This window comes from Myxosarcina sp. GI1(2024), assembly GCF_053543375.1.
Genome location: NZ_JBKGTY010000002.1, coordinates 610,637 through 636,357, shown reverse-complemented (window position 1 = coordinate 636,357; position 25,721 = coordinate 610,637). Strand labels below are relative to the sequence as shown.

23 protein-coding genes are annotated in these 25,721 nt (G+C 42.4%); 6 read left to right on the top strand and 17 right to left on the bottom strand.

The genetic code is table 11. The annotated features are described in order from the left end of the window. Positions 1–6 precede the first annotated feature (6 nt). Positions 7–195, bottom strand: a complete 189-nt coding sequence (locus tag ACLFKQ_RS12035) for a hypothetical protein (RefSeq protein WP_449000043.1) — start codon at positions 193–195, stop codon at positions 7–9. A gap of 279 nt (positions 196–474) precedes the next feature. On the opposite strand from ACLFKQ_RS12035, the gene ACLFKQ_RS12030 reads away from it, so the two are divergent. Both ACLFKQ_RS12030 and ACLFKQ_RS12025 read left to right on the top strand, forming a co-directional pair. Then, on the top strand, positions 475–3,006 hold the full coding sequence (locus ACLFKQ_RS12030) for a sugar phosphate nucleotidyltransferase (protein ID WP_449000042.1): 2,532 nt from the start codon (positions 475–477) through the stop codon (positions 3,004–3,006). 168 nt (positions 3,007–3,174) lie between these two features. Next, the gene (locus ACLFKQ_RS12025) at positions 3,175–3,636 is read left to right on the top strand and encodes a single-stranded DNA-binding protein (protein ID WP_449000041.1); all 462 of its coding nucleotides are present in this window, start codon (positions 3,175–3,177) and stop codon (positions 3,634–3,636) included. Here the strand turns inward: ACLFKQ_RS12025 and ACLFKQ_RS12020 are convergent. The 9 genes from ACLFKQ_RS12020 to ACLFKQ_RS11980 form a co-directional block, all read right to left on the bottom strand. Beyond that, positions 3,616–4,794, bottom strand: a complete 1,179-nt coding sequence (locus tag ACLFKQ_RS12020; protein WP_449000040.1) for an LL-diaminopimelate aminotransferase — start codon at positions 4,792–4,794, stop codon at positions 3,616–3,618. The two genes, ACLFKQ_RS12025 and ACLFKQ_RS12020, sit on opposite strands and share 21 nt — an antisense overlap. A 486-nt stretch (positions 4,795–5,280) precedes the next feature. Beyond that, on the bottom strand, positions 5,281–6,414 hold the full coding sequence (locus ACLFKQ_RS12015; RefSeq protein ID WP_449000039.1) for a quinone-dependent dihydroorotate dehydrogenase: 1,134 nt from the start codon (positions 6,412–6,414) through the stop codon (positions 5,281–5,283). A gap of 300 nt (positions 6,415–6,714) precedes the next feature. Then, on the bottom strand, positions 6,715–7,182 hold the full coding sequence (locus ACLFKQ_RS12010) for a hypothetical protein (protein WP_449000038.1): 468 nt from the start codon (positions 7,180–7,182) through the stop codon (positions 6,715–6,717). An 80-nt stretch (positions 7,183–7,262) separates the two neighbouring features. Further along, a complete protein-coding gene (locus tag ACLFKQ_RS12005; RefSeq protein WP_449000037.1) occupies positions 7,263–10,001 on the bottom strand; it encodes a valine--tRNA ligase in 2,739 nt (912 codons plus the stop codon). A gap of 235 nt (positions 10,002–10,236) precedes the next feature. Further along, positions 10,237–11,253 (bottom strand): Gfo/Idh/MocA family oxidoreductase, encoded by a 1,017-nt coding sequence (locus ACLFKQ_RS12000; RefSeq protein WP_449000348.1) that lies wholly within the window; start codon positions 11,251–11,253, stop codon positions 10,237–10,239. A 460-nt stretch (positions 11,254–11,713) separates the two neighbouring features. Continuing rightward, entirely contained in the window at positions 11,714–13,726 is a 2,013-nt protein-coding gene (gene tkt / locus ACLFKQ_RS11995) for a transketolase (protein ID WP_449000036.1), read from the bottom strand. Between the two features lie 245 nt (positions 13,727–13,971). After that, positions 13,972–15,225 carry a beta-ketoacyl-ACP synthase II gene (gene fabF / locus ACLFKQ_RS11990; protein ID WP_449000035.1) on the bottom strand — a complete coding sequence of 418 codons (1,254 nt, stop codon included), beginning with the start codon at positions 15,223–15,225 and terminating at the stop codon, positions 13,972–13,974. A gap of 117 nt (positions 15,226–15,342) precedes the next feature. Then, on the bottom strand, positions 15,343–15,591 hold the full coding sequence (gene acpP, locus ACLFKQ_RS11985; RefSeq protein ID WP_449000034.1) for an acyl carrier protein: 249 nt from the start codon (positions 15,589–15,591) through the stop codon (positions 15,343–15,345). Between the two features lie 382 nt (positions 15,592–15,973). After that, positions 15,974–16,498, bottom strand: coding sequence for a hypothetical protein (locus ACLFKQ_RS11980; RefSeq protein ID WP_449000033.1), 525 nt, complete (start codon positions 16,496–16,498; stop codon positions 15,974–15,976). Positions 16,499–17,027: 529 nt separating this feature from the next. On the opposite strand from ACLFKQ_RS11980, the gene ACLFKQ_RS11975 reads away from it, so the two are divergent. Next, entirely contained in the window at positions 17,028–17,777 is a 750-nt protein-coding gene (locus ACLFKQ_RS11975; RefSeq protein ID WP_449000032.1) for a class I SAM-dependent methyltransferase, read from the top strand. Here ACLFKQ_RS11975 and ACLFKQ_RS11970 read toward each other — a convergent pair. Next, positions 17,774–18,325: a glyoxalase-like domain protein gene (locus tag ACLFKQ_RS11970; protein ID WP_449000031.1), complete on the bottom strand. Its 552-nt coding sequence runs from the start codon at positions 18,323–18,325 to the stop codon at positions 17,774–17,776. The two genes, ACLFKQ_RS11975 and ACLFKQ_RS11970, sit on opposite strands and share 4 nt — an antisense overlap. Positions 18,326–18,501: 176 nt before the next feature. Then, positions 18,502–19,215 carry a response regulator transcription factor gene (locus ACLFKQ_RS11965; RefSeq protein ID WP_449000030.1) on the bottom strand — a complete coding sequence of 238 codons (714 nt, stop codon included), beginning with the start codon at positions 19,213–19,215 and terminating at the stop codon, positions 18,502–18,504. Positions 19,216–19,441: 226 nt separating this feature from the next. Here ACLFKQ_RS11965 and ACLFKQ_RS11960 point away from each other — a divergent pair, with 226 nt between their 5' ends. Next, positions 19,442–19,963: a GNAT family N-acetyltransferase gene (locus ACLFKQ_RS11960; RefSeq protein WP_449000029.1), complete on the top strand. Its 522-nt coding sequence runs from the start codon at positions 19,442–19,444 to the stop codon at positions 19,961–19,963. Between the two features lie 59 nt (positions 19,964–20,022). Here ACLFKQ_RS11960 and ACLFKQ_RS11955 read toward each other — a convergent pair whose 3' ends face one another. Continuing rightward, complete coding sequence (locus tag ACLFKQ_RS11955) at positions 20,023–20,538, bottom strand: phycobiliprotein lyase (protein WP_449000028.1); 516 nt, start codon at positions 20,536–20,538, stop codon at positions 20,023–20,025. 81 nt (positions 20,539–20,619) lie between these two features. Here ACLFKQ_RS11955 and ACLFKQ_RS11950 point away from each other — a divergent pair, with 81 nt between their 5' ends. Together ACLFKQ_RS11950 and ACLFKQ_RS11945 are read left to right on the top strand one after the other, a co-directional pair. Further along, positions 20,620–21,117 carry a hypothetical protein gene (locus ACLFKQ_RS11950; RefSeq protein WP_449000027.1) on the top strand — a complete coding sequence of 166 codons (498 nt, stop codon included), beginning with the start codon at positions 20,620–20,622 and terminating at the stop codon, positions 21,115–21,117. 45 nt (positions 21,118–21,162) lie between these two features. After that, positions 21,163–22,035 carry an S-methyl-5'-thioadenosine phosphorylase gene (locus ACLFKQ_RS11945; protein WP_449000026.1) on the top strand — a complete coding sequence of 291 codons (873 nt, stop codon included), beginning with the start codon at positions 21,163–21,165 and terminating at the stop codon, positions 22,033–22,035. 601 nt (positions 22,036–22,636) lie between these two features. Here ACLFKQ_RS11945 and ACLFKQ_RS11940 read toward each other — a convergent pair. Genes ACLFKQ_RS11940 through ftsZ form a run of 4 tightly spaced genes read right to left on the bottom strand, consistent with a single transcriptional unit; the run spans position 22,637 to position 25,618 of the window. Next, positions 22,637–22,981, bottom strand: coding sequence for a DUF760 domain-containing protein (locus tag ACLFKQ_RS11940; protein ID WP_449000025.1), 345 nt, complete (start codon positions 22,979–22,981; stop codon positions 22,637–22,639). A gap of 30 nt (positions 22,982–23,011) precedes the next feature. Further along, on the bottom strand, positions 23,012–23,533 hold the full coding sequence (scpB, locus tag ACLFKQ_RS11935; RefSeq protein ID WP_449000024.1) for an SMC-Scp complex subunit ScpB: 522 nt from the start codon (positions 23,531–23,533) through the stop codon (positions 23,012–23,014). Between the two features lie 22 nt (positions 23,534–23,555). After that, entirely contained in the window at positions 23,556–24,359 is an 804-nt protein-coding gene (thiD, locus tag ACLFKQ_RS11930) for a bifunctional hydroxymethylpyrimidine kinase/phosphomethylpyrimidine kinase (protein ID WP_449000023.1), read from the bottom strand. Beyond that, on the bottom strand, positions 24,356–25,618 hold the full coding sequence (gene ftsZ / locus ACLFKQ_RS11925) for a cell division protein FtsZ (protein WP_449000022.1): 1,263 nt from the start codon (positions 25,616–25,618) through the stop codon (positions 24,356–24,358). The genes thiD and ftsZ overlap by 4 nt, the downstream gene beginning before the upstream one ends. Positions 25,619–25,721 lie beyond the last annotated feature (103 nt).

The following is a 25,721-nucleotide window of genomic DNA, read 5'->3' as shown; positions in this document are numbered from 1 at the left end:
ACTTTTCTAACCCTTGAGAGCTTTTTGAAAATTTTTGCGATATGATTTGTTGGCTACTAGTGCCGGCCATAAAACAGCTAAAACGATACGATTAGCCAAACTCGGATTAAAGTTGGTTCTGCGAAAACCTTTCGAGAATTTCCAGATTCCGCTGCCATAAATTGCCAATAAGATAATACCGATTAACTCTGTCATAATTTCGCTATTGTTAAACTAAACATCGAATCAATAACTCATACACTCGAGTACTCGTAAGCAAGTACTATCAATAATTGTAGCTCGAGATAACTTTTCGGTCAGCTCAATGCAGTACCGAATAATTTTCCTAATTACTGAAAAATGCGAGAACATAAAGATAAAGATTGGGGAAGTCAGAAATTACTCGATAGTCTGACAGCGAAGTAATCTCTGACCGTTGGTCAAACCAAGCTATCCCGACGAAAGACAAAACAATCAAAGAGGCAAGGAGGTATTATGCGTGCAGTGCTGATGGCTGGGGGTTCTGGAACTCGATTGAGACCCTTAACCTGCGATCTGCCCAAACCGATGGTGCCAGTGCTCAATCGCCCGATAGCAGAACACATCATTAATTTATTAAAACGCAATAACATTAGAGAGATTATCGCCACCCTTTACTATCTTCCCGATGTGATGCGGGATTATTTTCAAGACGGCAGCGATTTTGGTGTAGATATGACCTATGCTGTCGAAGAAGAGCAGCCACTGGGCACTGCCGGCTGTGTCAAAAACATTCAACAGTGGTTGAATGAAACTTTTATCATCGTTAGTGGCGATGCGATTACCGATTTCGACCTACAAAAAGCGATCGACTTTCATCGAGAAAAAAAATCTAAAGCGACTTTAATTCTCACTCGCGTACCCAACCCCGTCGAGTTTGGCGTGGTGATTACCGACAAAGATAACAGAATCAATCGTTTTCTCGAAAAACCCTCTCTCAGTGAAATATTCTCGGATACAGTCAACACCGGTACTTATATTCTCGAACCAGAAGTTTTAGATTATCTGCCCGAGAATGAAGAATCTGACTTTTCTAAAGACCTCTTTCCCATACTATTAGCTAAAGGCGAACCAATGTACGGTTATGTCGCCGAAGGTTACTGGTGTGATGTCGGTCATCTAGAAGCCTATCGAGAAGCACAATATGATTCTTTAGAAGGGAAAGTAACCATAGATTTTGCCTATCAAGAAAAATCTCCCGGCATTTGGGTAGGGGCAAATACTTATATCGACTCTTCAGCCACCATCGAAACTCCAGCTTTAATCGGCAGCAACTGTCGCATCGGAGCTCGAGTCAAAATTGAAGCGGGTACTGTAATTGGCGACAACGTTACCATTGGTGCGGATGCCGACTTAAAACGCCCGATTATCTGGAACGGCGTGTCAATTGGAGATGAAGCTCATTTACGTGCCTGTACTATTGCTCGCGGTACCAGAGTAGATCGCCGCGCGCAAGTTTTAGAAGGGGCGGTGGTCGGTCCTTTATCTGTAGTGGGAGAAGAAGCGCAAATTGCCCCTGGAGTAAGAGTCTGGCCCAGTAAGAGAATTGAATCGGGAGCTATTTTAAACATCAATTTGATTTGGGGCAATACCGCTCAACGCAATTTATTCGGACAGCGTGGCGTATCTGGACTGGCAAATATCGACATTACCCCAGAATTTGCCGTCAAACTAGGGGCTGCTTATGGTTCGACTCTCAAGCTCGGCTCTACGGTATTGGTGTCTCGCGACCAGCGTAGCGTCTCGCGGATGGTCAGCCGCTCCTTAATTTCGGGATTGATGTCGGCAGGAATTACCATTCAAAATCTAGAAGCTACCGCAATTCCGATTTCTCGCACCATGACGACTAAATTGACTGAAGTATCGGGAGGAATTCACGTTCGTTTAGAGCCAAATCGCCCCGACTATATTTTGATTGAGTTTTTTGACAAACAGGGCATTAATATCTCTAAATCTAAAGAAAAGAAAATCGAAGGAGCATATTTTAAAGAAGACTTGCGTCGAGTTACCGTTCAAGAAATCGGTAATGTTGCCTATCCTGGAGGCATTATCGATACTTACAGTCGTACTTTTGCCCAACAGCTTAATGTTGAGGCAGTTCGCAATAGCGGTGCCAAAATCGTAATCGACTACGTATATGCTGTTTCAGGGGCAATTTTACCCCAACTGCTGACTAAGTTCGACTGTGATGCGGTGGTACTCAATGCCAGTTTGAAACAAACGGCAATCTCTGCCGTAGAAGGAGAGGTGTTGTTGCGTCAACTAGGACAAGTGGTAGAAGCCCTCAAAGCCAACCTAGGAGTGCAGGTATCGGCTAATGGGGAACAGTTTACTTTAGTAGATGAATCTGGTTTGCCAATTCAGGGCGAAACTTTAACTGCCTTAATGGTCAACACGATTTTTACGGCGCACCCCCGCAGCACGGTAGTGGTTCCCGTTCATGCTTCGAGTGCAGTAGAACAAATTGCCCGTCGTCATGACGGTAAAGTAATTCGCACTAAAGTCAATCCAACTGCCTTGATGGAAGCTTCCCAAACTAATCCCAATGTCGTTTTGGGAGGAAGTGGAGAAATGGGCTTTATCTTTCCCCAACTACATCCCGGTTTTGATGCGATGTTTGGTATTGCCAAACTAATCGAAATGTTGACGATTCAAGAGCGCTCGCTCGCTCAAATTCGTACCGACTTACCCAGCGTCTGTCACAAATCTTATTCCCTTCGCTGTCCTTGGAAAATTAAAGGAGCATTAATGCGTCATTTAGTGGAAACTCATTCCCCAGAAAAACTGGAACTAATCGACGGAGTAAAAATTATCAATCCTCAAGACGATAGTTGGATTTTGATTTTGCCAGATGCGGGAGAACCTTTAGTACACATCTTTGCCAATAGCGACGATCGCGATTGGGTGGATGATATGCTGATGGAATATCGCCATCTCGTCCAAAAATTCATCGATCGCGAACAGGGTTTAGTCGAAAGTCACATCTAAAGGTAAAAGGTAAGAGGTAGTCGCTCTCGACTACTTACTTGCTACTTTTTATTTCCCTAATGCCTAGGGTCTATTTAAGGCTTTATTGTTTAAAATAAATTACTCGACTTAGAATAGTACAATTGTTCAAGTTAAGATCGATTGGCAGATGTTTAGGAGTGTCTCAAAATGAATAGCTGTATTTTAATGGCGGAGATAATTGAAGAGCCTCAATTGCGTTCGACTCCCGATGGCAAAACAGTCGCCAATGTTATGGTGGAGTTTGAAGGATTGCGCGAGGAAGATCCTAAAGCCAAACTAAGAGTAGTTGGGTGGGGAAATTTAGCCGAAGAAATTGAAAGCAGCTATCATCGTGGCGATCGCATAATCATTGAAGGTCGTTTATCGATGGTCTTAGTTGAAATGCCCGAAGGTTATAAAGAAAAAAGGGCGGAGTTGGTAGCTTCCCGGATCTATCCATTGGCAAGTAATGGCAATGCTGCTGCTTCTCCGTCGATAAGCGGCGCTCGCACGAATTTACAGTCCGAGGACGATTTTAATGACTTTTCTTCTACTCCAGAACCTACCACGCCATTATCTAGTTCCGATGAAAGTTCTGATTACCAAGATTTAGACGAAATACCGTTCTAAAAACCCAGCAATTTTCTCGGCAGCTAATTGTAAAATTTCTGGCTCTCTAACTAGGGCAAAACGCACGTATCCTTCGCCAGATTTACCGAAACCAGCTCCAGGAGAAACTGCAACGCCAGTTTGAGCGACTAATTTGGTGGAAAATTCCACAGAATTTTGCTGCCAGGGAGCGGGGAGTTTTGCCCAAATATACATAGTGGCAGGCGGAGGCGAGACTTGCCAACCAATTTGATTTAAAGCTTTGACGAAAACATCGCGGCGCTGTTTGAAGATAGCTATATTCTCGGCTATGAAAGTTTGAGATCCTGACAAAGCGGCGATCGCGCCGTTCAAAATTCCGCGATACTGATTGAAGTCAATTGCAGCTTTGACTTTTCTTAAGGCAGCAATCAATTCAGCATTACCGATAGCGTAGCCGATCCGAAAACCACCCATATTGTAAGATTTGGAGAGGGTAAAAAATTCGATGGCTACTTCTTTATGGCGATCGGCTTGAAACACTGAAGGAGCGGAAGCATCGTCAAATACCAAATCTACATAGGGAAAATCGTGGACTAAGACTAAATCGTGTTGGCGACAGAAAGCAACTGCCTGCTGAAAAAATTCTAAAGGGGCGATCGCCGTAGTTGGATTGTGAGGATAGCTCAAAACCATCATCTTAGCTCGAGCGACAACTTCAGCAGGAATGGCTTCTAACTTTGGTAAGAACCGATTTTCTGCCAGTAAAGGCATGGGATAAATTTCGCCTCCAGCTAAATACACTCCTCCTGCGTGGGAAGGATAGCCGGGATCCTGCAGAAGCGCAAAATCCCCAGGATTGAGAATTGCTAGTGGCAGATGGGCAGTGCCTTCTTGAGAACCGATTAACTGGAGTACTTCCGTTTCAGAGTTGACTGCCAGTCCAAATTTTCGAGCGTACCAACTAGCGGCAGCTTCCCGAAATTCCTTGGTTCCCTGATGTAATAAATAACCGTGAGTACTGCGATTGCCTAAAGCTACGGCAATTTCATCGAGGATATGTCGAGCTACTGGTAGATCGGAAGAACCTAAGGACAGATCGATAATTTCTTGCCCGGTTTCTCTAGCCATAGCTTTGGCTCGATCCATATCAGCAAAAACATTATGAGAAAATGAGGTTAAACGTCTAGCAAATTGCATGGTAGAGCTCGAGCGAGGTTAAGTTCGGTCGATACAAAATTTTAACTAATCAGAAGACAGGCAATAAACTACTAGTCAATTATTGGCGTTGCTAATTTAAAGGATGACATATTTAGTGTTACGGTTCGTAGCTATAAGCTATAAGCTCTAAGTTTTTTGAAATTAAGCAAAAATAATAGCTGTGAAAATCATACTCTAATTGTGCAACGCCCAATTATTAGATGGCGATCGCTCTAGTAAACTATCGCCTATTTACTTGGTGTCAGCAGCAACAGCAAGTAAGATAATTTACCAAAGTATGAGTTAATGAGCAAAAAACCCTGTCAATAACAAAGGCAATAGGATTAGGGCAGATAGAATAAAGGTTACTGTTACTGCATCTATATTAATCGTCTTTTTTGGTGTTCTTTTCATGGCAATCGGATTTTATACACTTTCTACAATATTAGAAACTTTTCCCTCGCTCTTGCTTGTCTACTTCATCAATTAAGTATGTTCTAAACCAACTGCATCGGCAAGCTTATCCAACCCCGATTTTTCTAACTTATCCAACACCCCTGATAATATTTCTTTTACCATCCAAGGACCTTGATAGATCCAACCTGTATAAGTTTGTAGTAAACTCGCTCCCGCAATGATTTTTTCCCAAGCATCTCTAGCGTTGAAAATACCGCCAACGCCGATAATGGGTAATTTTCCCTCCGTTTGGCGATAGATATAGCGAATTATTTCAGTAGAGCGCTCTTTTACTGGTAAACCGCTAATGCCACCCGCTTCATCTTCGATCCTCTTACCAGTTTCACTGAGAATCTCGGTTTTCAAACCATCACGGCGAGTAGTAGTATTAGTAGCGATCGCACCAGCTAAATTATACTTAATAGCTAAATTGATTATACTCTCGATATCTCCCCATACTAAATCGGGAGAGATTTTGACTAAAATTGGTCTGTTATTAGTATTTGTCCCTTGTAATTCCGATAAGATTGGCTCTAGCTGCTCTACTGCCTGAAGCGATCGCAGTCCCGGGGTATTGGGAGAACTAACATTAACTACAAAGTAGTCTGCCAAATCTTGTAGGTAGCTAAAACTACCTACATAGTCTTCTGGTGCTGCTTCTAAGTTAGTAATTTTTGATTTACACAAATTAATCCCAATCGGAATTGTGCGGGCTTTTCTCTTCCAGGTTTGCTCTAGAGTATCTGCCATGACTGCCGCACCTAAATTATTCGCACCCATGCGATTGAGCGCGGCTTTGTCTTGAGGCAGACGAAACATTCGCGGACGAGGGTTACCCGGTTGTGAGTGTAAGGTTACTGCCCCTAGTTCGGCAAAGCCAAAGCCCAAACTAGACCAAATTCCTGCTGCCGTACCGTCTTTATCGAACCCTGCCGCCAAACCAAGGGGGTTATTAAAGTTCAATCCCCAAAGCGACTGTTGCAGACGTGGATCGCTGACTAAAAAAGATTTTTCTAGTTGACTGATTGTCAAATTTCCCCAGGCAGAGTTACGGGAGGTTTCTATATTATGTAATGTTTTTAACATTTGACGATGGGCGGTTTCGGGATCGCCTTTAACGACAGAAAGAATCAGAGGATAAAACGGCTTAGTAAAATCGAACATACTACAGTATTATATTTGTCGCTCGTGATTGAAGTAATTACTCTTCAAAACTCAAATTATGAGCATCGATGGGTTATGTAGGTAGACCACATCTTGGTGTTAGGCAGAAAGCAGAAAGCAGGAGGTTATTAATCTATACTTATCTCAATCTAGCTCTTTTTTAGTGTACTGAGGTGCATTTACTTTCTATCGAAACTATTAATCACTCAAGAATTGAAGCTGAAAGAGTAATTAGTTTATCGCTCTTGCCTGTTGTCTGACTGCTATGGCAATGATTTAAATCATGTTATAGTTTGTTGCTTAAATTTGTTTTGGTTTGAGATCGGCTTCTAGCTGTTGCTGTTTTTTAGCTAAATCTTCTTGATGGCGTTTGAGTTCTTGTTCTAATTCTTGAAGTTGTTCGCGACGAGTTTCAATTTCTAAGGCACGACGGTTTAACTCTAGGTTTTGGACGGTGATTTCCTGTCGCCATTGTTCTACTTTATGCTGTTCTGCTTCGATAAATTGTGAATTGATGGCATTTTTAGTTAAGTATTGCTGCAAAATACTCAATACCCAGTCCTTAGCTTCTTGAATACTAATAATTTGACCGTTTTCTGATGTTTCTACTAATACCAATACTCCAGGATAAAGAGACGTTTCTTTAGTCAGCAATATAGCTTCTAAATTATCCACTTCCCAGACATATTCAGATTTTTGGCGAGCTAGTAACTGTAATTGTATTTCTCCAGAAGTAGAATTAATTTGGACTTGAGCTAGGTATAACATAGCTATTGGGTCTGGGTTATTAAATATAGATTAAGCAAAGTTTTTCAAAAATCAAACCAATCAAGATCGAATTGCAATTCCTACTCTAAACCTTGAAGCCGTTTACGTAGAATTTGGGCTTGAATTTCAGCTTCAGCTAGAGCATCCCTAGCTCCTTGTACTACCTCTGTCGGTGCTTTGTTAATAAACCCTGAATTGCTCAAACGACCTTTTAGTGATTTTATTTCGCCTTCGACTTTGTTTAAGTTTTTCTCTAACTTACTACGAAGTGCCGCTAGATCGACTAGTCCTACTAAAGGAATTAAGATTTGTACCGTGCCAAATACTCCCGCGAGCGCTTGCTGACGCTGTTCTGTTAAGGTATTGACAATGGTTAACTGTTCGACTTTGGCACGATCGCGGATATAATCGGCTGTAGACTCTAAAATATCTCGTTCGCGATCGCTTTGAGTTTGCAGTACCACTTCAATTTCTGCCCCTGGTTTGATTCCCGCTTCGGTGCGTAAGTTGCGGATCGTTCGAATTATGTTAAACAGCAGGTCGAAGCTTTGTTCTAGTTCGCTGTCGATGAGATCTTCATTCACTTCAGGATAAGCTTGTAAAGCTAGTGTTGCTTTTCCCTCAGCTTGAGTGAGAGTTTGCCAGATCTCTTCGGTAATGTGGGGCATAAAGGGGTGGAGTAGTTTTAAAATGCCGTCTAGGACGTGGGCGAGGGTTTGTTGGACTGTCTGTCTTTGAGGAGAATTGTTATCTTGCCACAGTCGCGATTTGACTAGTTCGATATACCAGTCACAAAAATCTCCCCAGATAAATTCATACAGTCTGGTAGCCGCTTCTCCCAAGCCATAAGCTTCAATATCCGTTCTAGTCTGCTTGACTGTTTGATAAAAACGAGACCAAATCCAGCGATCGCATAGTTCCAATTCTGAAGCTGCCGTAACTGGTTCGCCCAATTGCTGCGGCATTTTGCCATCTAAGTTCATCATTACGAACCGCGCCGCATTCCACAGCTTGTTAGCGAAATTACGCGAAGCTTCTACTGAAGGGGATTCATCTTTATCGCGATCGTAATCAAAGCTGATATCTTGCCCTGCCCCCGCGACTTTTTTAATTAGCGTGTAGCGCAAAGCATCCGCGCCGTATTTATCGATCGTCAACAGCGGATCGATGCCGTTTCCCTTCGACTTAGACATTTTTTGTCCGTTTTCATCTAGTACCAAGCCGTGAATGTAGACATCTTCAAAAGGCATCTTATCGGTGAAATACCCCGCCATCATAGTCATGCGGGCTACCCAGAAAAAGATAATATCAAAGCCTGTAACTAGAGTAGAAGTGGGATAATACGTGGCTAGATCTTGAGTTTTTTCCGGCCAACCCATAGTGGAAAAAGGCCACAAACCAGACGAAAACCAAGTATCGAGAACGTCGGGATCGCGTTCTAGTTTAATCTCTTCCCCGTAGCGAGCGAGCGCCTTTTCTCTAGCTGCGGCTTCATCGTGGGCGACAATAAACGGCGTATTATCGCGAATTTCGCCGGCGGTTTCGGAAACTACATACCAAGCTGGAATTTGATGCCCCCACCATAGCTGACGAGAAATACACCAGTCTTTTATTTTGACTAACCAGTCTCGATAGACTTTGCGCCAGCGTTCGGGAATGTAATTAGGGGAATTGTCGCGATCCAAACAGGCTAGTGCCTTGTTTGCCAATGGTTCCATTTTGACGAACCACTGGGTAGACAACAGAGGTTCTACTGGTACTTTGCCGCGATCGCTGAAGGGAACGCTGTGTTTGTAGTCTTCGGTTTTGACCAATGCTCCCAGTTCGGCTAACTTGTTAACTATATTCTTACGGGCGACAAAGCGATCCTGTCCGGCAAACTCTCCTGCATTTTCATTCAAGCTGCCATCGAGATTCATGATGTTAATCATTGGCAGATTGTGGCGTTGTCCCATCTCGAAGTCGTTGGGATCGTGGGCGGGTGTTACCTTAACACAACCCGTACCAAACTCAGGATCGACGAGGTTATCGGCAACGATGGGAATTTCTCTACCGACAATGGGCAGAGTGATGGTTTTACCGACTAAATCTTGATAGCGATCGTCATCGGGATTAACTGCAACCCCCGTATCGCCTAACATGGTTTCGGGGCGAGTGGTAGCAACTTCTAAATAGCCACTACCATCAGTCAAAGGATAGCGAAAATGCCATAGATGCCCGTCTACTTCTTGGTTTTCAATTTCTACATCCGAGACTGCCGACTCGGAAGCGGGACACCAATTAACCAAATATTTACCGCGATAGATTAATTTATTTTCGTATAGTTGGATAAAAGCCGTCTTAACCGCTTCGGACAACCCTTCATCCATAGTAAACCGTTCTCGCGTCCAGTCTGCCGAGATTCCCAAACGACGCAACTGTTTGACGATACGATCGCCCGATTGTTCTTTCCAAGCCCAAGCCCGTTCTAAATATGCCTTTCTACCTAAATCGTGCCGAGTTTTACCTTCAGCTTTTAGCTGTTTATCGATAACTGTACTGACAGCAATACTAGCGTGATCCGTTCCCGGCAACCAGAGAGTATTACAGCCAATCATTCGATGGTAGCGAATTAAGGTATCGATCAGAGCACTTTCAAACGCATGTCCCATGTGCAAGCTACCCGTAACATTTGGCGGAGGGATAACTATACAGTATGGTTTACCTTCACGTTCTGGATCGGCTTTAAATAATTTTTTTTCTTCCCAGTATCGTTGCCATTTAGCTTCTGTAGCGGAAGGATCGTATTGAGTAGAGAGGTTGAGTGTGATCTCGGTCATGAAACTGATATAGGCAGTAAAGTGTATGAGCGATCGGCACGATTATTTATTGTATAGTTATTGCGCTTTTTATCGCTATAAAACGATCGCTCTTGCTGAGTCATCTTTACCATCAATTTACAATCATATTTCTTGACGATCGCATTTTAACTCTCATTGAGTACAGATAGAAGCAATGGTTTTCTCAGCACTATCCGTAAAGTGCAAAGTAATTTTTTGCCTAGTTTCGACTTTTTTACCCCGATGTCATTTCATTCGAGGTTGAGAGTCTTGGCAGTTGGCGATCGCTCTGTTGATACCATACTCGACCATCTAAAGCCATTTGTTCGATCGAGCTAGCCAAACGTAGGACTTTTAATGCCTGTTCTCCTCCTACAGAAGGTCTTTCGCCACCCCGTATACAATTGACGAAATGTTCTATTTCGGCATATATTGGCTCGACGTTGTTGGTATAGACTTTTTCAATGATGCCGTCTTGAAGATAGGGGCGATCGTGCCTGAGAGAATTACCTGCCAACTGATGGCGATGAATTAAAATTTCATTTTTTAAAAAATCGGTTTCAATCAGAGAGTTTTGACAATGAGCCGCCAAAGTGCGAATTTTGCGATGGGTTATTTTAGAAGCAGTTAGAGTTGCCACGATGCCGTTAGCAAAACCTAGAGTGGCAGTAACGTAGTCTAAGTATCCCGACTCCCCAGCACTACTGCCGCTGGCGGTCGCTCTAATTACTGGTGCTGAAGTTAATTCTAGTAGGAGATCGATATCGTGAATCATTAAGTCTAAAACTACCGAAACATCATTGGCGCGATCGCAATAGGGACTCATGCGTCGAGATTCTAGAGCTAGGATCGATTCTGTTTGAGCTACTTTAGTTAATTGTTGAAAAGCAGGATTGAATCTTTCTATATGACCGACTTGCAAAATCAGGTTGGTTTCTGCCGCCATGTTTACCAGAGATTCGGCTTCAGCGATCGAAGCGGCGATCGGCTTTTCGATTAAAACGTGAACTCCTGCTTGTAGACAATTTATCCCCACTTGATGATGTAGTTTTGTCGGTACGGCAATACATACTGCATCGACATGAGCTAAAAGTTCGAGATAATTTTCCCAAAAATGAGTATGATAGCGACTGGCAATATCAAGTCCTCTTTCTAGATTAATATCCGATACTCCTACTAATTTGATATCTTTAAGCAAACTCAGAACGCGAGCGTGATGTCTTCCCATATTACCTACGCCAATAACTCCCATCCTTAGCGGAGGGGAACTAATGTTATCTGAGTAATTGGGCTGTTGTTGAGAAAAATTAGATTGCACTTGTAATAAACTCCTTCACCACTAGGATTTAGTAGACTACCGATCCCATCCTTGCTCAGTCATCCAGATAGTACCACAGACACATTTGTCAACGATAATTTAACCTTTGTCTCAATTTCTGAGACTTTCTGATAACTACTTACAACTTTATATATCTTTACATTGTGCGGTAATGGTCGACAAAACAAATTGAGTTTGTGACAGTTTTCGTGACTATTGTCTAACCAACAATCGATTTCGAGCAGAAACGGGAAGCAATCTCTAACTTAAATTGCTTAACTAAAATCTTCATAATCAAACAGCCTCCTGTGCTTAACTAAAAATCTCTATAATAAAACAGCTTCCCGTTAAGAGGAAGCTGTTGTAGTTTCGGTCAAATTTAACTAGGAAAAACTCAACCGATTATGGCGTTGGCTTTTTTAATTACTTTCTCTACAGTAAAGCCAAATTTTTCTAAAGCGACGCTACCAGGGGCAGAAGCACCAAAAGTATCTATTCCGATAACTGCGTTGGGATCGCCAGTGTAGCGACACCATCCAAAGGTAGTACCGGCTTCCACTGCTAACCGCTTTTTGGCAACCGAAGGCAGTACGGACTCTTTATAATCGTCGTCTTGAGCTTCGAATACTTCCCAGCTTGGCAAAGAGACAACTCGGACTTTCTTGCCTTCGACTTTGAGTTTGTCGGCTGCTTTGACGCATAACTGAACTTCGCTACCGGTACCAATTAAGATTAGGTCTAATTCTTCGGGAGCAAAGCCACAGGAGAGAACGTAGCCACCTTTAACTGTATCTTCAATAGAACTACCCTCCAAGTTGGGCAAGCTTTGACGAGAAAGAGCCAATAAAGTAGGACTATGGCGGTTTTCTATAGCAAACTTGTATGCCCCAGAGGTTTCATTACCATCAGCAGGACGAAAAACGGTAAGATTGGGAATCATCCGCAATGAGGCAACTTGCTCGATAGGTTGGTGAGTTGGACCATCTTCTCCCAAACCTACAGAGTCGTGAGTCATCACCCAAATTACCCCTGCTTCAGATAGAGCTGAAAGGCGAATTGCATTGCGCATATAGTCAGTAAACACGAGGAAAGTCGCACCATAGGGAATTATGCCCGACTTGTGCAGAGCTAGACCGTTACAAATAGCTCCCATACCGTGCTCTCTTACCCCAAAGCGAACATTGCGATTTTCATAGTGACCCTTTTGGAAATCACCAGAAGACTTTAATAAAGTTTTATTAGATGGAGCCAAATCTGCCGACCCACCGAACAATTCGGGCAATACTCCTGCTAATGTATTTAGAACGATGCCAGAATGGTTGCGAGTAGCATTAGCTTTATCTTCTGGAGTGTAAGTCGGCAGCACTTTATCCCAACCTTCAGGTAGCTCGCCCTTCATCATCCGTTCCAAAACTGCAGCTTCTTCAGCGTATTCAGTTTTGTAGTGAGTTAGTAGGTCATTCCATTCTGATTCGGCTTGCGCGCCTTTATCAATCGCTTGACGAAAATGATTTAAAGCATCTTCTGGAACTTCAAATTCTGGGTATTGCCAATTTAGGTGTTCGCGGGTAGCTTTGACTTCTTCTGCGCCCAAAGCAGCGCCGTGAACGCCGTGGGTGTTTGCCATGTTGGGAGAGCCATAACCGATAGTGGTAGTGACTTTAATTAGAGAAGGTTTGTCGGTAACGGCTTTGGCAGCTTCGATGGCTTTGGCGATGCCTTCTAAGTCGTTATTACCATCCTCTACGTGCTGAATGTGCCAGCCATAGGCTTCGTAACGCTTAGCAACATCTTCAGTAAAGGCGAGATCGGTAGAACCATCGATGGAAATATGGTTATCGTCATAAAAGGCGATTAATTTACCCAAGCCTAGGTGTCCTCCTAGAGAACAGGCTTCCCCTGAAATGCCTTCCATGTTACAGCCATCACCCACAATAACGTAGGTGTAATGGTCGATAATCTTACAGTCGGGCTTATTAAACATCCCTGCTAGATGTGCTTCTGCCATTGCCAGCCCAACTGCATTGGCAATTCCCTGACCTAAAGGACCTGTAGTAACTTCAACTCCCGATGTGATATGATTTTCGGGGTGTCCTGGAGTTTTAGAATCCCACTGACGAAACTGTTTGATATCTTCAAGAGAAACGCTATCGTAGCCCGTAAGATACATTAGGGCGTACTGCAACATGCAACCGTGTCCTGCTGAGAGTACGAAGCGATCGCGGTTCAACCAATTGGGGTTTTTGGGGTTAAACCGCATAAATTGATTCCAAAGGACATATGCCATAGGAGCGGCACCCATCGGCAGCCCTGGATGACCTGAATTAGCTTTTTCTACTGCATCTATTGCCAGAAAACGAATTGAATTTATACAAAGTTCTTCAAGTGATTGGGTGGCGACTACCATAATTGGTTCTATAAAGTAAACTACAAACTTACAAACTACGATAAAACAGAATTTGAGCTAGCTAGACACGTCACTTGTCAAGAAGCAGTACCTCCACAAGTGCAATTTGAGTCTTTGCCGACACAAAAAATCGATGCGAGCGGCGTTTGGCATCGATGGCTGTGGGTTGCCCCAAGGCTTATTTACATTTTCCCATTCTTGGGATCGACGAGCAAGTTTTGTTAATCGAAGTAAAATTTTAAATTTTATTGGTATTTTTTAAACGCTAAGGTCACATTGTGACCTCCAAAGCCAAAAGAGTTGGAAAGAGCTGCTGAAATTTGATGCTCGCGACTGGTATGGGGAACGTAATCTAGATCGCATTCTGGATCGGGATTATCCAAATTGATGGTTGGAGGTACTCGATTGCTAGCGATCGCCATCAATACTGCTACTGCCTCAATGCCTCCAGAACCTCCTAACAAATGACCCGTCATTGATTTGGTAGAGCTAATTAAAAGCTTTTCTGCTCTACTGCCCAAAGCTTTTTTAATTGCCTTGGTTTCGGTAATGTCATTCGCCTCAGTGCTAGTACCATGAGCGTTGATATAGTCTATATTTTCGGGAGTTAGAGCAGCATCGATTAGTGCTAACTCGATCGCTTTGGCTGCTCCCTGACCATCGGGTACGGGGGAGGTAATATGATAGGCATCGCAGGTCATGCCATAACCGACAATTTCGCCATATATTTTGGCTTTACGAGCTAGGGCGTGTTCTAATTCTTCTAAGAATAAAATTCCCGCTCCTTCCCCCATGACAAATCCATCGCGATCGCGGTCGAATGGTCTGCTGGCACGGGTCGGTTCGGCGTTACGGCTTGTTGATAGAGCTTTTGCCGAACAAAAACCTGCAAACGATAGAGGCGTGACTGCAGCTTCAGTTCCGCCGCTAATCATCGCCGTCGCATATCCTCTTTGGATCAGCCGAAAAGCGTCGCCAATGGCATGAGAGCCGGCAGCACAAGCAGTTACAGTACAAGAATTAGGACCTCTGGCTCCTGTATGAATTGCTGTCAATCCTGCCGCCATGTTAGCGATCATCATTGGAATGGTAAAGGGACTGACTTTTCTCGGTCCTTTATTCAGCAGCACTTCCTTTTGGTCTTCCATCACTCTAATGCCACCTACACCCGTGCCAATTAGCACTCCTACACTGTCGGCATTGAGTTCGTCGATGACAAATTTCGCGTCTTCGAGTGCTTGTTGGCTAGCGGCGATCGCAAACTGAGTAAAGCGATCCATGCGCTTGGCTTCTTTTTTGTCCAAATAATCATGAGGATCGAATTCTTTAACTTCAGCCGCAATTTGACAGGTATGCTCTGAGGCATCAAACAAGGTAACTGGTGCCACTCCACTACGACCAGCGAGTAAACTCGTCCAATACTGTTGGAGATTGTTGCCTATGGGAGTAACAGCCCCGAGTCCTGTCACCACTACTCTTTTTGGTTGCCAATTTGTCATCTTAGATTACGCTACTATATCCAGGAAAATTTGCTTCAATTTTTCGCGATGCGAGCAGTTATTTGCTGTCACCACCGCTCGAGGCGAGCGCCCGTAGCTCTCAATTACAATAAGAATTTAAGCAGTTGCTTCAATTTCCGAGCTGATATGCTCTACTGCTTTACCTACCGTATCGATTTGTTCTGCAGCTTCATCGGGAATTTCTATATCGAATTCTTCTTCTAAAGCCATAACTAACTCTACCGTATCGAGTGAGTCTGCTCCTAAGTCGTTAGCAAAGCTAGCTTCTGGAGTTACTCTGTCTTCTTCGACCTCTAATTGCTCGACGACAATTTTTTGTACTTTGGCAAAAACTTCTTGATTCATTAGACTTGATTTCCTACTAAACAATCTACAATTATGAAAAAAATGTAAGTTGAAACGGCTCGGGTTTTACCGTTTGCTGGCTCGATGCTCGATTATACTATTAAACTCTGAGCTGTAACACTCATCTTATCTAAAAAAAGACCCAAACCGATCTCATTAGGTAGTCGCTTCTACAATTGGCACCTCAATCGCCGAACCCCGATCGCGAGATAGATTATTTGCAGATTACATTTGAAATAACGAGATTTATAATTTTATTACTCTAGTGTTGTTAATAAACACCAAAAAAAAGCGGAAGTCAATTGAAAAAATCAACCGTTCCGCTTATCCAAGTAATAGAATAATTCCTACTCGAACTATCGCTTCATTTAGTTATAGATAATTAACTTCTAGAAGCTCTAGTTTCATTAGCCATAGCTTTATATTTATCTAAACTCGGACCGGGACGACGACGATAATTTGTAGGGATGGGCATCAAATTGTTGGTGGCAAAAGTCGATTCTGGTTCAGTAGCTCCTTTGCCATTACTACTGTTTTTCTCGTACATCGCTTTAACCCAGAAAGGTTGTTCCCATAAGGAGGCACCAGAATCTTTATTAGCACCATTATTAGCAGATGGTTGAACTGCATTTTGGGCATTCTTATCCGCTGCTAATTTTAATTTTCCTTCTTCGGTTTTAGTGGATTTAACAGCTGTTTCTACATTTTCCCGAGCAGAATCTATTTGTTCTTCACCATCTTCGGCAACGCTAGTTACTTTGTTTACCACTACATCTTTAGCTTCAGTTAGTTTATCTCCAACTGCTTCTTTAGCTTCGGTAATTTTATCTTGAAGTGTTTCATCTTCATCTAATTCTAGATAATATTCGCTTTTTTTCTTAGCAAAATTAAATAATTTTTGAATCATCTTCAGTCTACTCCTGGAAATATTGCCAATGATTATAAAATCGATCAAAATCCAATTAAGTGCGATCTCAAAAATTTGCTTTTTACTATCTATTCGAGCTTAGTAAAAAGCAGATATCTTTATTGTCGATCTCGTTGGTGAAAATAAATGTAACAAAATGTTCGATATATTCTCAATCAAGCCAGAAAATTAAACCTATTGCAATGATATTTTACAAAAGTTTATCGTCTGCCCTGCAAGAATCGTCCAATCTTAACTAGAGATTACTGCGATCGCCGTCCGCTCTCGGCAAGTATTTATGGAATCACTCGGAAAAATCATGGGAAGATAATTTAAAGAGCGATAAAATTTCTAGATGAAGTAGAAAAGCGACGCATCATTGGCATAAACAAAGCTCGCTCTCGTTTTGGTTTCTACTAGGGTGGCTATGAAAAACTAGTGGCAGTAGAAGAAATTAGGGGAACAATTGTTCTCTTTTACTTATTTTAGTCCCGACTTCAGAAGTCTATTGAATAAAAAAAAATACTTAATGAAAAAATATTTTATTGCGCTCGTAGTTACTATAACGACAATCTTATTAATTCTAACTAATTTTAGTTATACTCCAACTGCTTTAGCCTTAGCCACAGATAATCATAACTCTTACTATCGAGAAAAATCCATTCACAACCCCGACGGCACTGGCAAATATTATCTCAACCGAGAAATTGCTAAGGTTATGGGACATCAGGCAATGATGTGGCTAGAGAGACCGAGTCGAGAAGCAGAAGAAAGACCCCAACAAACCGTAGCCGAATTAGAATTACAACCAGACGATGTAGTTGCCGATTTGGGTGCGGGAACGGGTTATTTTAGCTTGCGGATCGCTCGAGCAGTTCCCCAAGGCAAAGTCTACGCTGTCGATATTCAACCTGAAATGCTCGACACACTCAATTATTTAAAATCGGAAAAAAATATCGAGAACGTTGAGGCAATTTTAGGATATGTAGACGATCCTCATCTACCTGAAAATAGTATCGATCTGGCTTTTATGGTAGATGCCTATCACGAATTTGAATATCCCAGAGAGATGATACAGGGAGTGATGAAGGCATTAAAACCTCAAGGAAGAGTTGTCTTGTTAGAATACCGTAAAGAAAATCCCTTTATTTTAATTAAACCTCTCCATAAAATGACCGAAAGACAGGTAAAAAAAGAGATGAAAGCTGTCGGTTTAAAATGGCAACAAACTAAAGAATTTCTTCCAGAACAGCACTTTCTAGTATTTGTCAAACCCTAATTAGAAACTTCTGCCATTTCTATGGTGCGGTTTTCGATATCTTTGACCAAAAAGTTTAAAGGACGATCGCGGCGAATTTTATATCTCAAACGGCGAGACTGAATTTTCAACAGTATATCTTCCAAACAATCGCGATCGAAACAGACATGACGCTGACGCTCTTTATAACCAGTACTCGCTCCAGCTATAACATGAAGCTGAGTATTTTTTTTGAGTTGATACCACAAACCATCTCCGCCACTCAAGCCAGTATTACTCGGAGTAGCTGACATATATAGAGGATCGAGACCTCCCGCACCCATCGCCTGTTCGTAATTGTAATAATAGTGCAAGGGAACGTCGGCAGCGGGTAAGCTCAATAGTCCTTCATAAAACTGTTGCGCCCCTCGCAGATCGGAAACCATAATTGTATAAACTTTGGGCGCACTGGTTAAAAACATCCACATTGCCCCGGCATATGCTACTAACAGCATCACCATGATGCCTTGGGTGGAAAATAAGCTATCAAAAGCTATTGGGGGGAAGAATGCACCTAAGTAGTTAGTCATAAATACACCGAAAGTAAGATTAGTTATTATTTTAATTATTATTATTGACTAATTTAAATTGGGTAGAGAGCGATCGCCCCAAACTAGCTCTACCCCATTTACCCAGTTTGAGCTATTGCGATCGAAGCGAGAGTTTACTTGCCGAGCGCTAGTTATTAAGGTTAAATCTTGAGAATTTACTCAGTTAAGCCGTGCTGGAGAGCAAAGCGAACTAGCTCGGTGCGGCTATTGGTACCGGTTTTCCCAAACAGGCGACTGACGTATTTTTCCACATTTCTGACACTAGTACTTAGCTCCTTGGCAATTTCCTTGTTCATCAAACCACGAGCTACCAAATCTAAAACGCTCTGTTCTCTGGGAGTTAGCTCGATTTTAATCGGTGAGGGTGTAGTCAAAATACCTCCAGTACCTTCACCCAATCTTTCGTCGAGTTTGCCTTTAATTGCTTCTAATTCTCGGGCAATTTTTTCTAATTCGATACTATCGCCATTGCTAGTTACGCTAGCTGCTCGATGTCTGGCTAACAGGTTTCTGACAATAGCTTCTAGTTCCTCGGGATCGAAAGGTTTGGGCAAATAGGCATCGACCCCAGATTCATAGCCTTGAATGCGATCGCTCGTCATGCCCCTCGCGGTCAAGAAAACCACCGGAATTGCCTGATAGCGGGGGTCTTCTCTGAGCTTTTGCAAAAATTGATACCCGTTAACTTTAGGCATCATAATATCAGAAATAATCAGATCTGGAGCTTCGGCTTCAATTTTATCCCAGGCTTCATCTGCATTACTGGCAGCTTGCACCGTCCATTCTTCGTTATCCTCTAGATAAGCTTGTACGGATTCTCGAATACCTGGTTCGTCATCTACTAATAGCAGTTTTTGTTGTTGGGACATAAGCTTTACTTGCGGATTTGATACCGCAAAAGATAGTAATTATTTTTATCATAAACTTCTAGGCGTTATCTAGATTTTAGTAGGCGATTGCCTTGAGGTGAATTTTTTTCGTCAGGGTGCTCTGTGTGTTATCCGAGCGAAGTCACAGCTGGAATTTGCTAGAGATCGTGCTAGTTAGATGACGAGCTGAAGCTAGTTTGACAATAACAATAGATTAAATTCAAATATGACGATTGTGATTACCACCGCCAGACTGGCTTTAAGACACTTTACCCCGGAGGATACCGATGCACTAGCGGCTATTTTTGGGGATCGAGAAGTAATGCGTTATTCCCTCTCTGGAGTAAAGACGCGATCGCAAACCCGAGAATTTATCAGTTGGATTCATTCTAATTATCAAAAATATGGCTTTGGATTGTATGCCGTTACCTTACGAAAAACTAAACAATTAATTGGCTATTGTGGTCTACTGGTTTGGTATTTTGAGGAAGTAACAGAAGTAGAAATTGGTTATCGCCTAGCTAGAGAATATTGGGGTAAGGGATTGGCAACAGAAGCAGCTGTAGCAGTACGAAATTATGCTTGGCAGCAGCTGGAGTTGAATCGCCTGATTTGTTTAATTCAGCCAGAGAATAAGCCATCGCTTCGAGTCGCGGCGAAGTTAGGCATGAGCCTAGAAAAAAATATCATTTTCAATAACTTGAAAGTTGGAGTTTATCGTATTTACCAGAAATCAGACGACCGATAAATTATTATAATTAAAGCAGCAAGACAAAAATTTTTTATAAAAAAAAATGTGCGATAAGCTCACTTAAACGGTGCTTTGCGAATTTCAGAATAAAAAGAAGTTTGCACGATCGTACCCCTATGTTTATCCCGAACGATATTAGTGCGCAGTCTTAAATTATCGCTGGCAAACCATTGGCGTTCTTCAGTGCAAATCTTGTCGGTTTCAATAATTAAAGTTAAAGCTCCATCATCTCCCAAAATATAGCGTCCGTCACTGTTGCTATCTCCTTGACGTAAAATCTTACCCGTTCTCTTATTTTCTTCATGAGGAACGATGGCAATGACGGCAGAACCTAATTGTTTGGGTTTTCCCCAATCTACTGAGTTATCCCAGCTTGTAGCCAATCCACCCAAGCTGAGTTGGGGATCGATGCGAGCATTCTGGCAAATACCCACTACTGTAGAATGATCTGAAGCTAAAAGTTCCACTGTAAGATCGGCTTTGCTGCTTTGAGCTTTATTGTTATCTAAATAATTGGTGCGCTGACTAAACCATTTACCTGCACTCAAATCTAAGAATTGTTTGATATCCATCAACGATAAACTATTTGTCTATTAAAAATTTTATAGAATTATAGAGATTTTTTCATGATCTTGATTTTGCCATAATTTATTATGATGACAACTGAAGCAGCAAAAAACAAGCGGTCGATTACCGAATTAGCTGCGTTGGAAAATGCGATCGCTAAATTACTCAATCGACAAGAAAAAGCTTGGGGTTATTTTCAGGTAGCTAAAGAGGACAACTTTTACGCACTATACGTTCCTTATTTGGCAAGTTTAAAATTGTATCAAAGTTCTAAAAGCATAGTTTATAAAGGTTATTGGCGACCTTCTCAAGATATTATCCTACCAGACATCAAAGATCGCAGCGAAAAACCCGATATTTATCTGAGGAAAAAGCGCAAGCAAGTCCCAAATAAGAAGAAAAATTCGAGTTTAATTAAACAACAACGAATTTTTGAAATTTACTATCGGTTTAATTCCTGTCCCGAAGTGCGCCGCCTTAATCAAATAATCGTTAGAGCCATAGGCGATCGCATTGCCGCCAGCGTAACCGTTTCACCAGCCGAAGAAATCGATCCTCTAGTTTTAATTTCCGAGGCTGAATAATTTTGGTTACAATAATTGCGGCAAAAAATAGTAAGTGACACAGACATGGTAGAGGCAAAAATTGGCATTATCGGTGGTAGTGGCTTGTACCAGATGGATGCCCTGCAAAATCTTCAGGAAGTCAAGCTGCAAACACCGTTTGGCGATCCTTCCGATGCTTTAATTGTCGGACAGCTAGAAAATACTACCGTAGCCTTTCTAGCCCGTCACGGACGCAATCACCATCTGTTACCTTCAGAATTACCGTATCGTGCCAATATTCATGCTTTCAAACAGTTGGGGGTGGAGTACATCATTTCGGCTTCGGCAGTCGGCTCTCTTCAAGAAAAAGTCAAACCTTTAGATCTGGTGGTTCCCGATCAGTTTATCGATCGCACTAAAAACCGCATTGCAACTTTTTTTGGTCAAGGATTAATCGCTCATATTGCTTTTGGCGATCCCGTCTGTCTCGATTTAGCTGGGGTTCTTGCCGACGCAGTAGAATCTTTGAAATTACCTGAAGTTAGTTTGCATCGCGGTGGTACTTATGTCTGCATGGAAGGTCCCGCCTTTTCTACTCGAGCTGAATCTTATCTCTATCGTAGTTGGGGAGCGACGGTAGTGGGTATGACTAACTTAACTGAAGCAAAATTAGCTAGAGAAGCAGAAATTGCTTATGCTACTCTGGCTTTAGTTACCGATTATGACTGCTGGCATTCCGACCACGACAGCGTAACCGTAGAGATGATAATTGACAACCTCCAGCGCAATGCGGTTAATGCGCAAAAAGTGATTCGGGAAACTGTTAAAAGAATTAGTGCCGCTCCACCTCAGTCCGAAGCACATTCAGCTTTAAAATATGCTATTTTAACTCCCCCAGAGCGAATTCCTGCTGCCACTAGAGAAAAACTATCTCTATTAATACAAAAATATATATAAATAATTATTGTTCGGGATAAGTAACCATACTCCCTGGCAATCTTTCTTAGCTTTAAGCTACGAACTATACAAAGAGCCGCTCGCAGATGACCAAAATAGATTTTATTAATAAATTGTGTAGTTAGTTATCATCGAGGCAATAAAGCGTTAGCCTGTAAATAGACCCTTTACTCTGGTTGAACTTATAGATTTAGGTTAATGACTTCTAACGAACTATTAACTCTTGTGGCTCTACTCATTCCTGGAATGCTCTTATCAATTTTAATTATGCTGACTTTTGCTAAAGGCGGTTAAATTTGTTCGGTCGAAGTTTTGCTGACGATCGCCAGTCTAATCTTCTTTTGTAGTATAAAATAATTTAATCCAGCCAAAAATTTTGCTCGAGAGTTTTTGCCGAGAAAGCGATAGCGAGTCTCAATCGAGGTATTTCTATTATTTATATTTATTTGCTGGTGCTGCGCCTCATAATTTTAGACTGATATTAGACTGATATCCATATCCGCTCTCTGGTCTAAATACAAGGTAATCCAGTTTGAAAGCAGAAAATCAACCTAACCAAGAAAGTAGAGTTTATGTAAATCTACCGACAAATTTATCTCGCTTACTCCATATCTGAGGGGTCTGACAGAGAGCTAGATTCCGAAATAGTTTCTTCTAAATCCATTCGCTTTTCCATCTGACATAAGAAATAGCCTGTCATCATCGCTGAAGCTAGTAAATGGGCTAAATTTTCGCGATCTGTCGTAATTTTGATATTGAAATCACCCGTAGGCAACATTCCTACTAGCCCTTGAACATTTTGAGAAATAATTTGTTTGACTTCCGGGCTGGCAGATTGAGCAATTTGCGCTAAAACTTCGGGTTGTTGTTGGCGCAAATACTGCATTAAATTATTATAATTTTTCTCTTGCTGTTCGGAATCTGAAAAATCAAAATTAAATATCATTCGTTACTCAGGTTTAGAAGTAATTCATTTCTACTTTGACATAGTTTTGTCCCTATCCGCTAGTGAACGAGGCTCATAAATCGCCTCAATATTAGCCAGGTCATTAATTTCAAAGTATTGATGAAATCTTTCTGTCACCTCTAGCCAATAAGAACGTCCGTCAGCTTGTGCTCGTTTGCGAATAAATCCCAACTCGACTAATTCTGCTACTTGCTGATAGGCACTGCTGCCCCGTAGGTCGATTAATTCAGTTTGCAGGATAGGATTTTTTAAAGCGATTGCGGCGAGGGTTCGCAGCGCTCCTTTTCCTAATTCGGCAGGAACTAATTCTCGGACTAAATTTTCATAAGCGGACTTAAGCTGAAGGCTAAAACCTGTCGCTGTTTCTACAATCTCTAGTGCCGTGTCGCGGTGGGCATAATCGTTCATTAACTCGATTACAGCATCTTCGGCAGCCTCGAGATCGCAATTTAAATGGCTAACTATTTCTGCTAGGTTGAGAGGCTTGCCTTCAATATATAAAATGGCTTCTACTTTGGTTGCTAATCTCAATTCTTTATCTCGCCAGAAAAAGTTATTTTTTTAGTAAAGGAAAAAAATGCCCTACAGGACCGTATCCTTCGCCTATATCTAAAGCAGATTTAAGAGTATTGGTTACGTATTGTTTTGCCGCGATCGCACTCGACCAGAGATCTTTTCCCAAAGCTAAATTAGCGCATATTGCTGCTGAAAGGGTACAACCAGTGCCGTGAGTGTTTTTAGTCTCCACTGGTGATTCGGCTACAATTTCGAGCCGATCGCCATCGAACCAAATATCAGTGCCCTCAAATCCAGGTAAACTTCCTCCTTTGGCTAAGATTACTCCCCCCTCTAACCGCTCGTAAATTGCGATCGCCGCTTGCTTGAGATCTTCTAAAGTATCGATCTCGATCCCGCTCAAAATTTGTGCTTCATAGCGATTGGGGGTAACGAGCGCCGCTTGAGGTAACAAGTATCGCTCTAAGCTAGTAACGGCACCATCATCTAACAAACGCGCTCCGGTACGAGACACCATCACTGGATCGACAACTAGCTGGGGTAAGTCTAGTCGTTCCAGTTTCCGGGCTACAGTGAGAATGATTTCTCGATTTAAGAGCATTCCCGTTTTCAGAGCATCTACCTTTAAGTCCGTTGCTACTGCTTCTAGTTGAGCTTCAACCATTGATGGAGCGATCGCTTCGACTGCGGCGACTCCTAAAGTATTCTGAGCGGTCGTGCAGGTCAAAACGCAAGCACCGTGAACGCAGTGAAAAGCAAAAGTTTTCAAATCTGCCTGAATTCCCGCGCCACCACCACTGTCAGAGCCAGCAATAGTTAAAGCTATCTTAGCACTCGTCATCCTTTGGGAAAGCGTCTGCGCTGCAAAAAGTCGGGAATTTCAATTCGACCGCGATCGCTCGTTGGTTCGGGACGGCGAGTTCTTTGTGGTTGGGGCTGAGGCATGGGAGCAAACACATCAGCTGTTGCTTCGGATTCTATTTCTTCGTCATTCTGCTCGCCATCAAAGCCCGTAGCAATCACTGTAATCCGCACTTCTCCTTCCATATGCTCTTCGATGACCGCACCAAAGATGATATTGGCTTCTTCATCTACTACTTCATATATGCTGTCGGCAGCGGCATTAACCTCATGAAGAGTTAGATCGTTACCGCCGGTAATATTGATGACTACTCCCTTAGCACCGTGAATCGAAGCTTCGAGTAAGGGAGAAGAAACAGCAGCGATCGCCGCCTCTCTGGCGCGAGATTTACCCGAACCAATTCCGATCCCCATTAGAGCCGAACCCGCATCTGCCATAACTGCTCTGACATCTGCGAAGTCTACATTAATCAAACCGGGAATGGTAATAATATCAGAAATACCCTGTACGCCCTGCCGCAAAATATCATCTGCGACTGCAAACGCTTGCTGCACTGGTGTTTCTGGCGAAATAACTGAAAGTAGCTGGTTGTTGGGAATGACAATTAGAGTATCCACTCGACTGGCGAGGGCTTCAATTCCTTTTACCGCTTGACCAGTACGTCTTCTGCCCTCGAAGGTAAAAGGACGAGTCACTACTCCCACAGTCAAACAACCCATTTCTTTGGCAACTTCTGCGGCGATGGGAGCAGCACCGGTTCCCGTACCACCACCCATGCCGGCAGTAATGAAAACTAGGTCAGTATTTTCTAGGGCGTGAGCAATTTCATCTCGGGATTCCTCAGCCGCTTTTTGTCCGATCGCCGGATTGCCACCCGCTCCCAAACCTCTGGTTATTTTCTGTCCGATTTGCAGCTTTTGGGGAGCTTGGGCGTGGTTGAGAGCTTGAGCGTCTGTATTGACCGCCCAAAACTCAATTCCCGACACCTGACCTTCAATCATGCGGTTAACGGCATTACAACCACCACCGCCAACTCCAATTACTTTAATTTTGGCGACGTTGCTCGGCACAATTTTGTTACCCCTCATATCTTCTTTGGGAATTTGAGAACTATTATTGCCATGAAAAGGAATTCCGACTCCGTTATTAACATAGCTACTGGTTTTATCTGAAGTTAGCTCGGAACTATAGTTAACTCGATCGTTGTGGAGATGAAAAAGTTTGTGGTTGGCTGACATGGGTGTAGATCGTTATTTTTGCTTAATGTTTTCTTTTATACAAAATCGATTTTTGAAATTTTTTCTAGCTTAATTATTATCTACTATAGATAATTACCAGGAA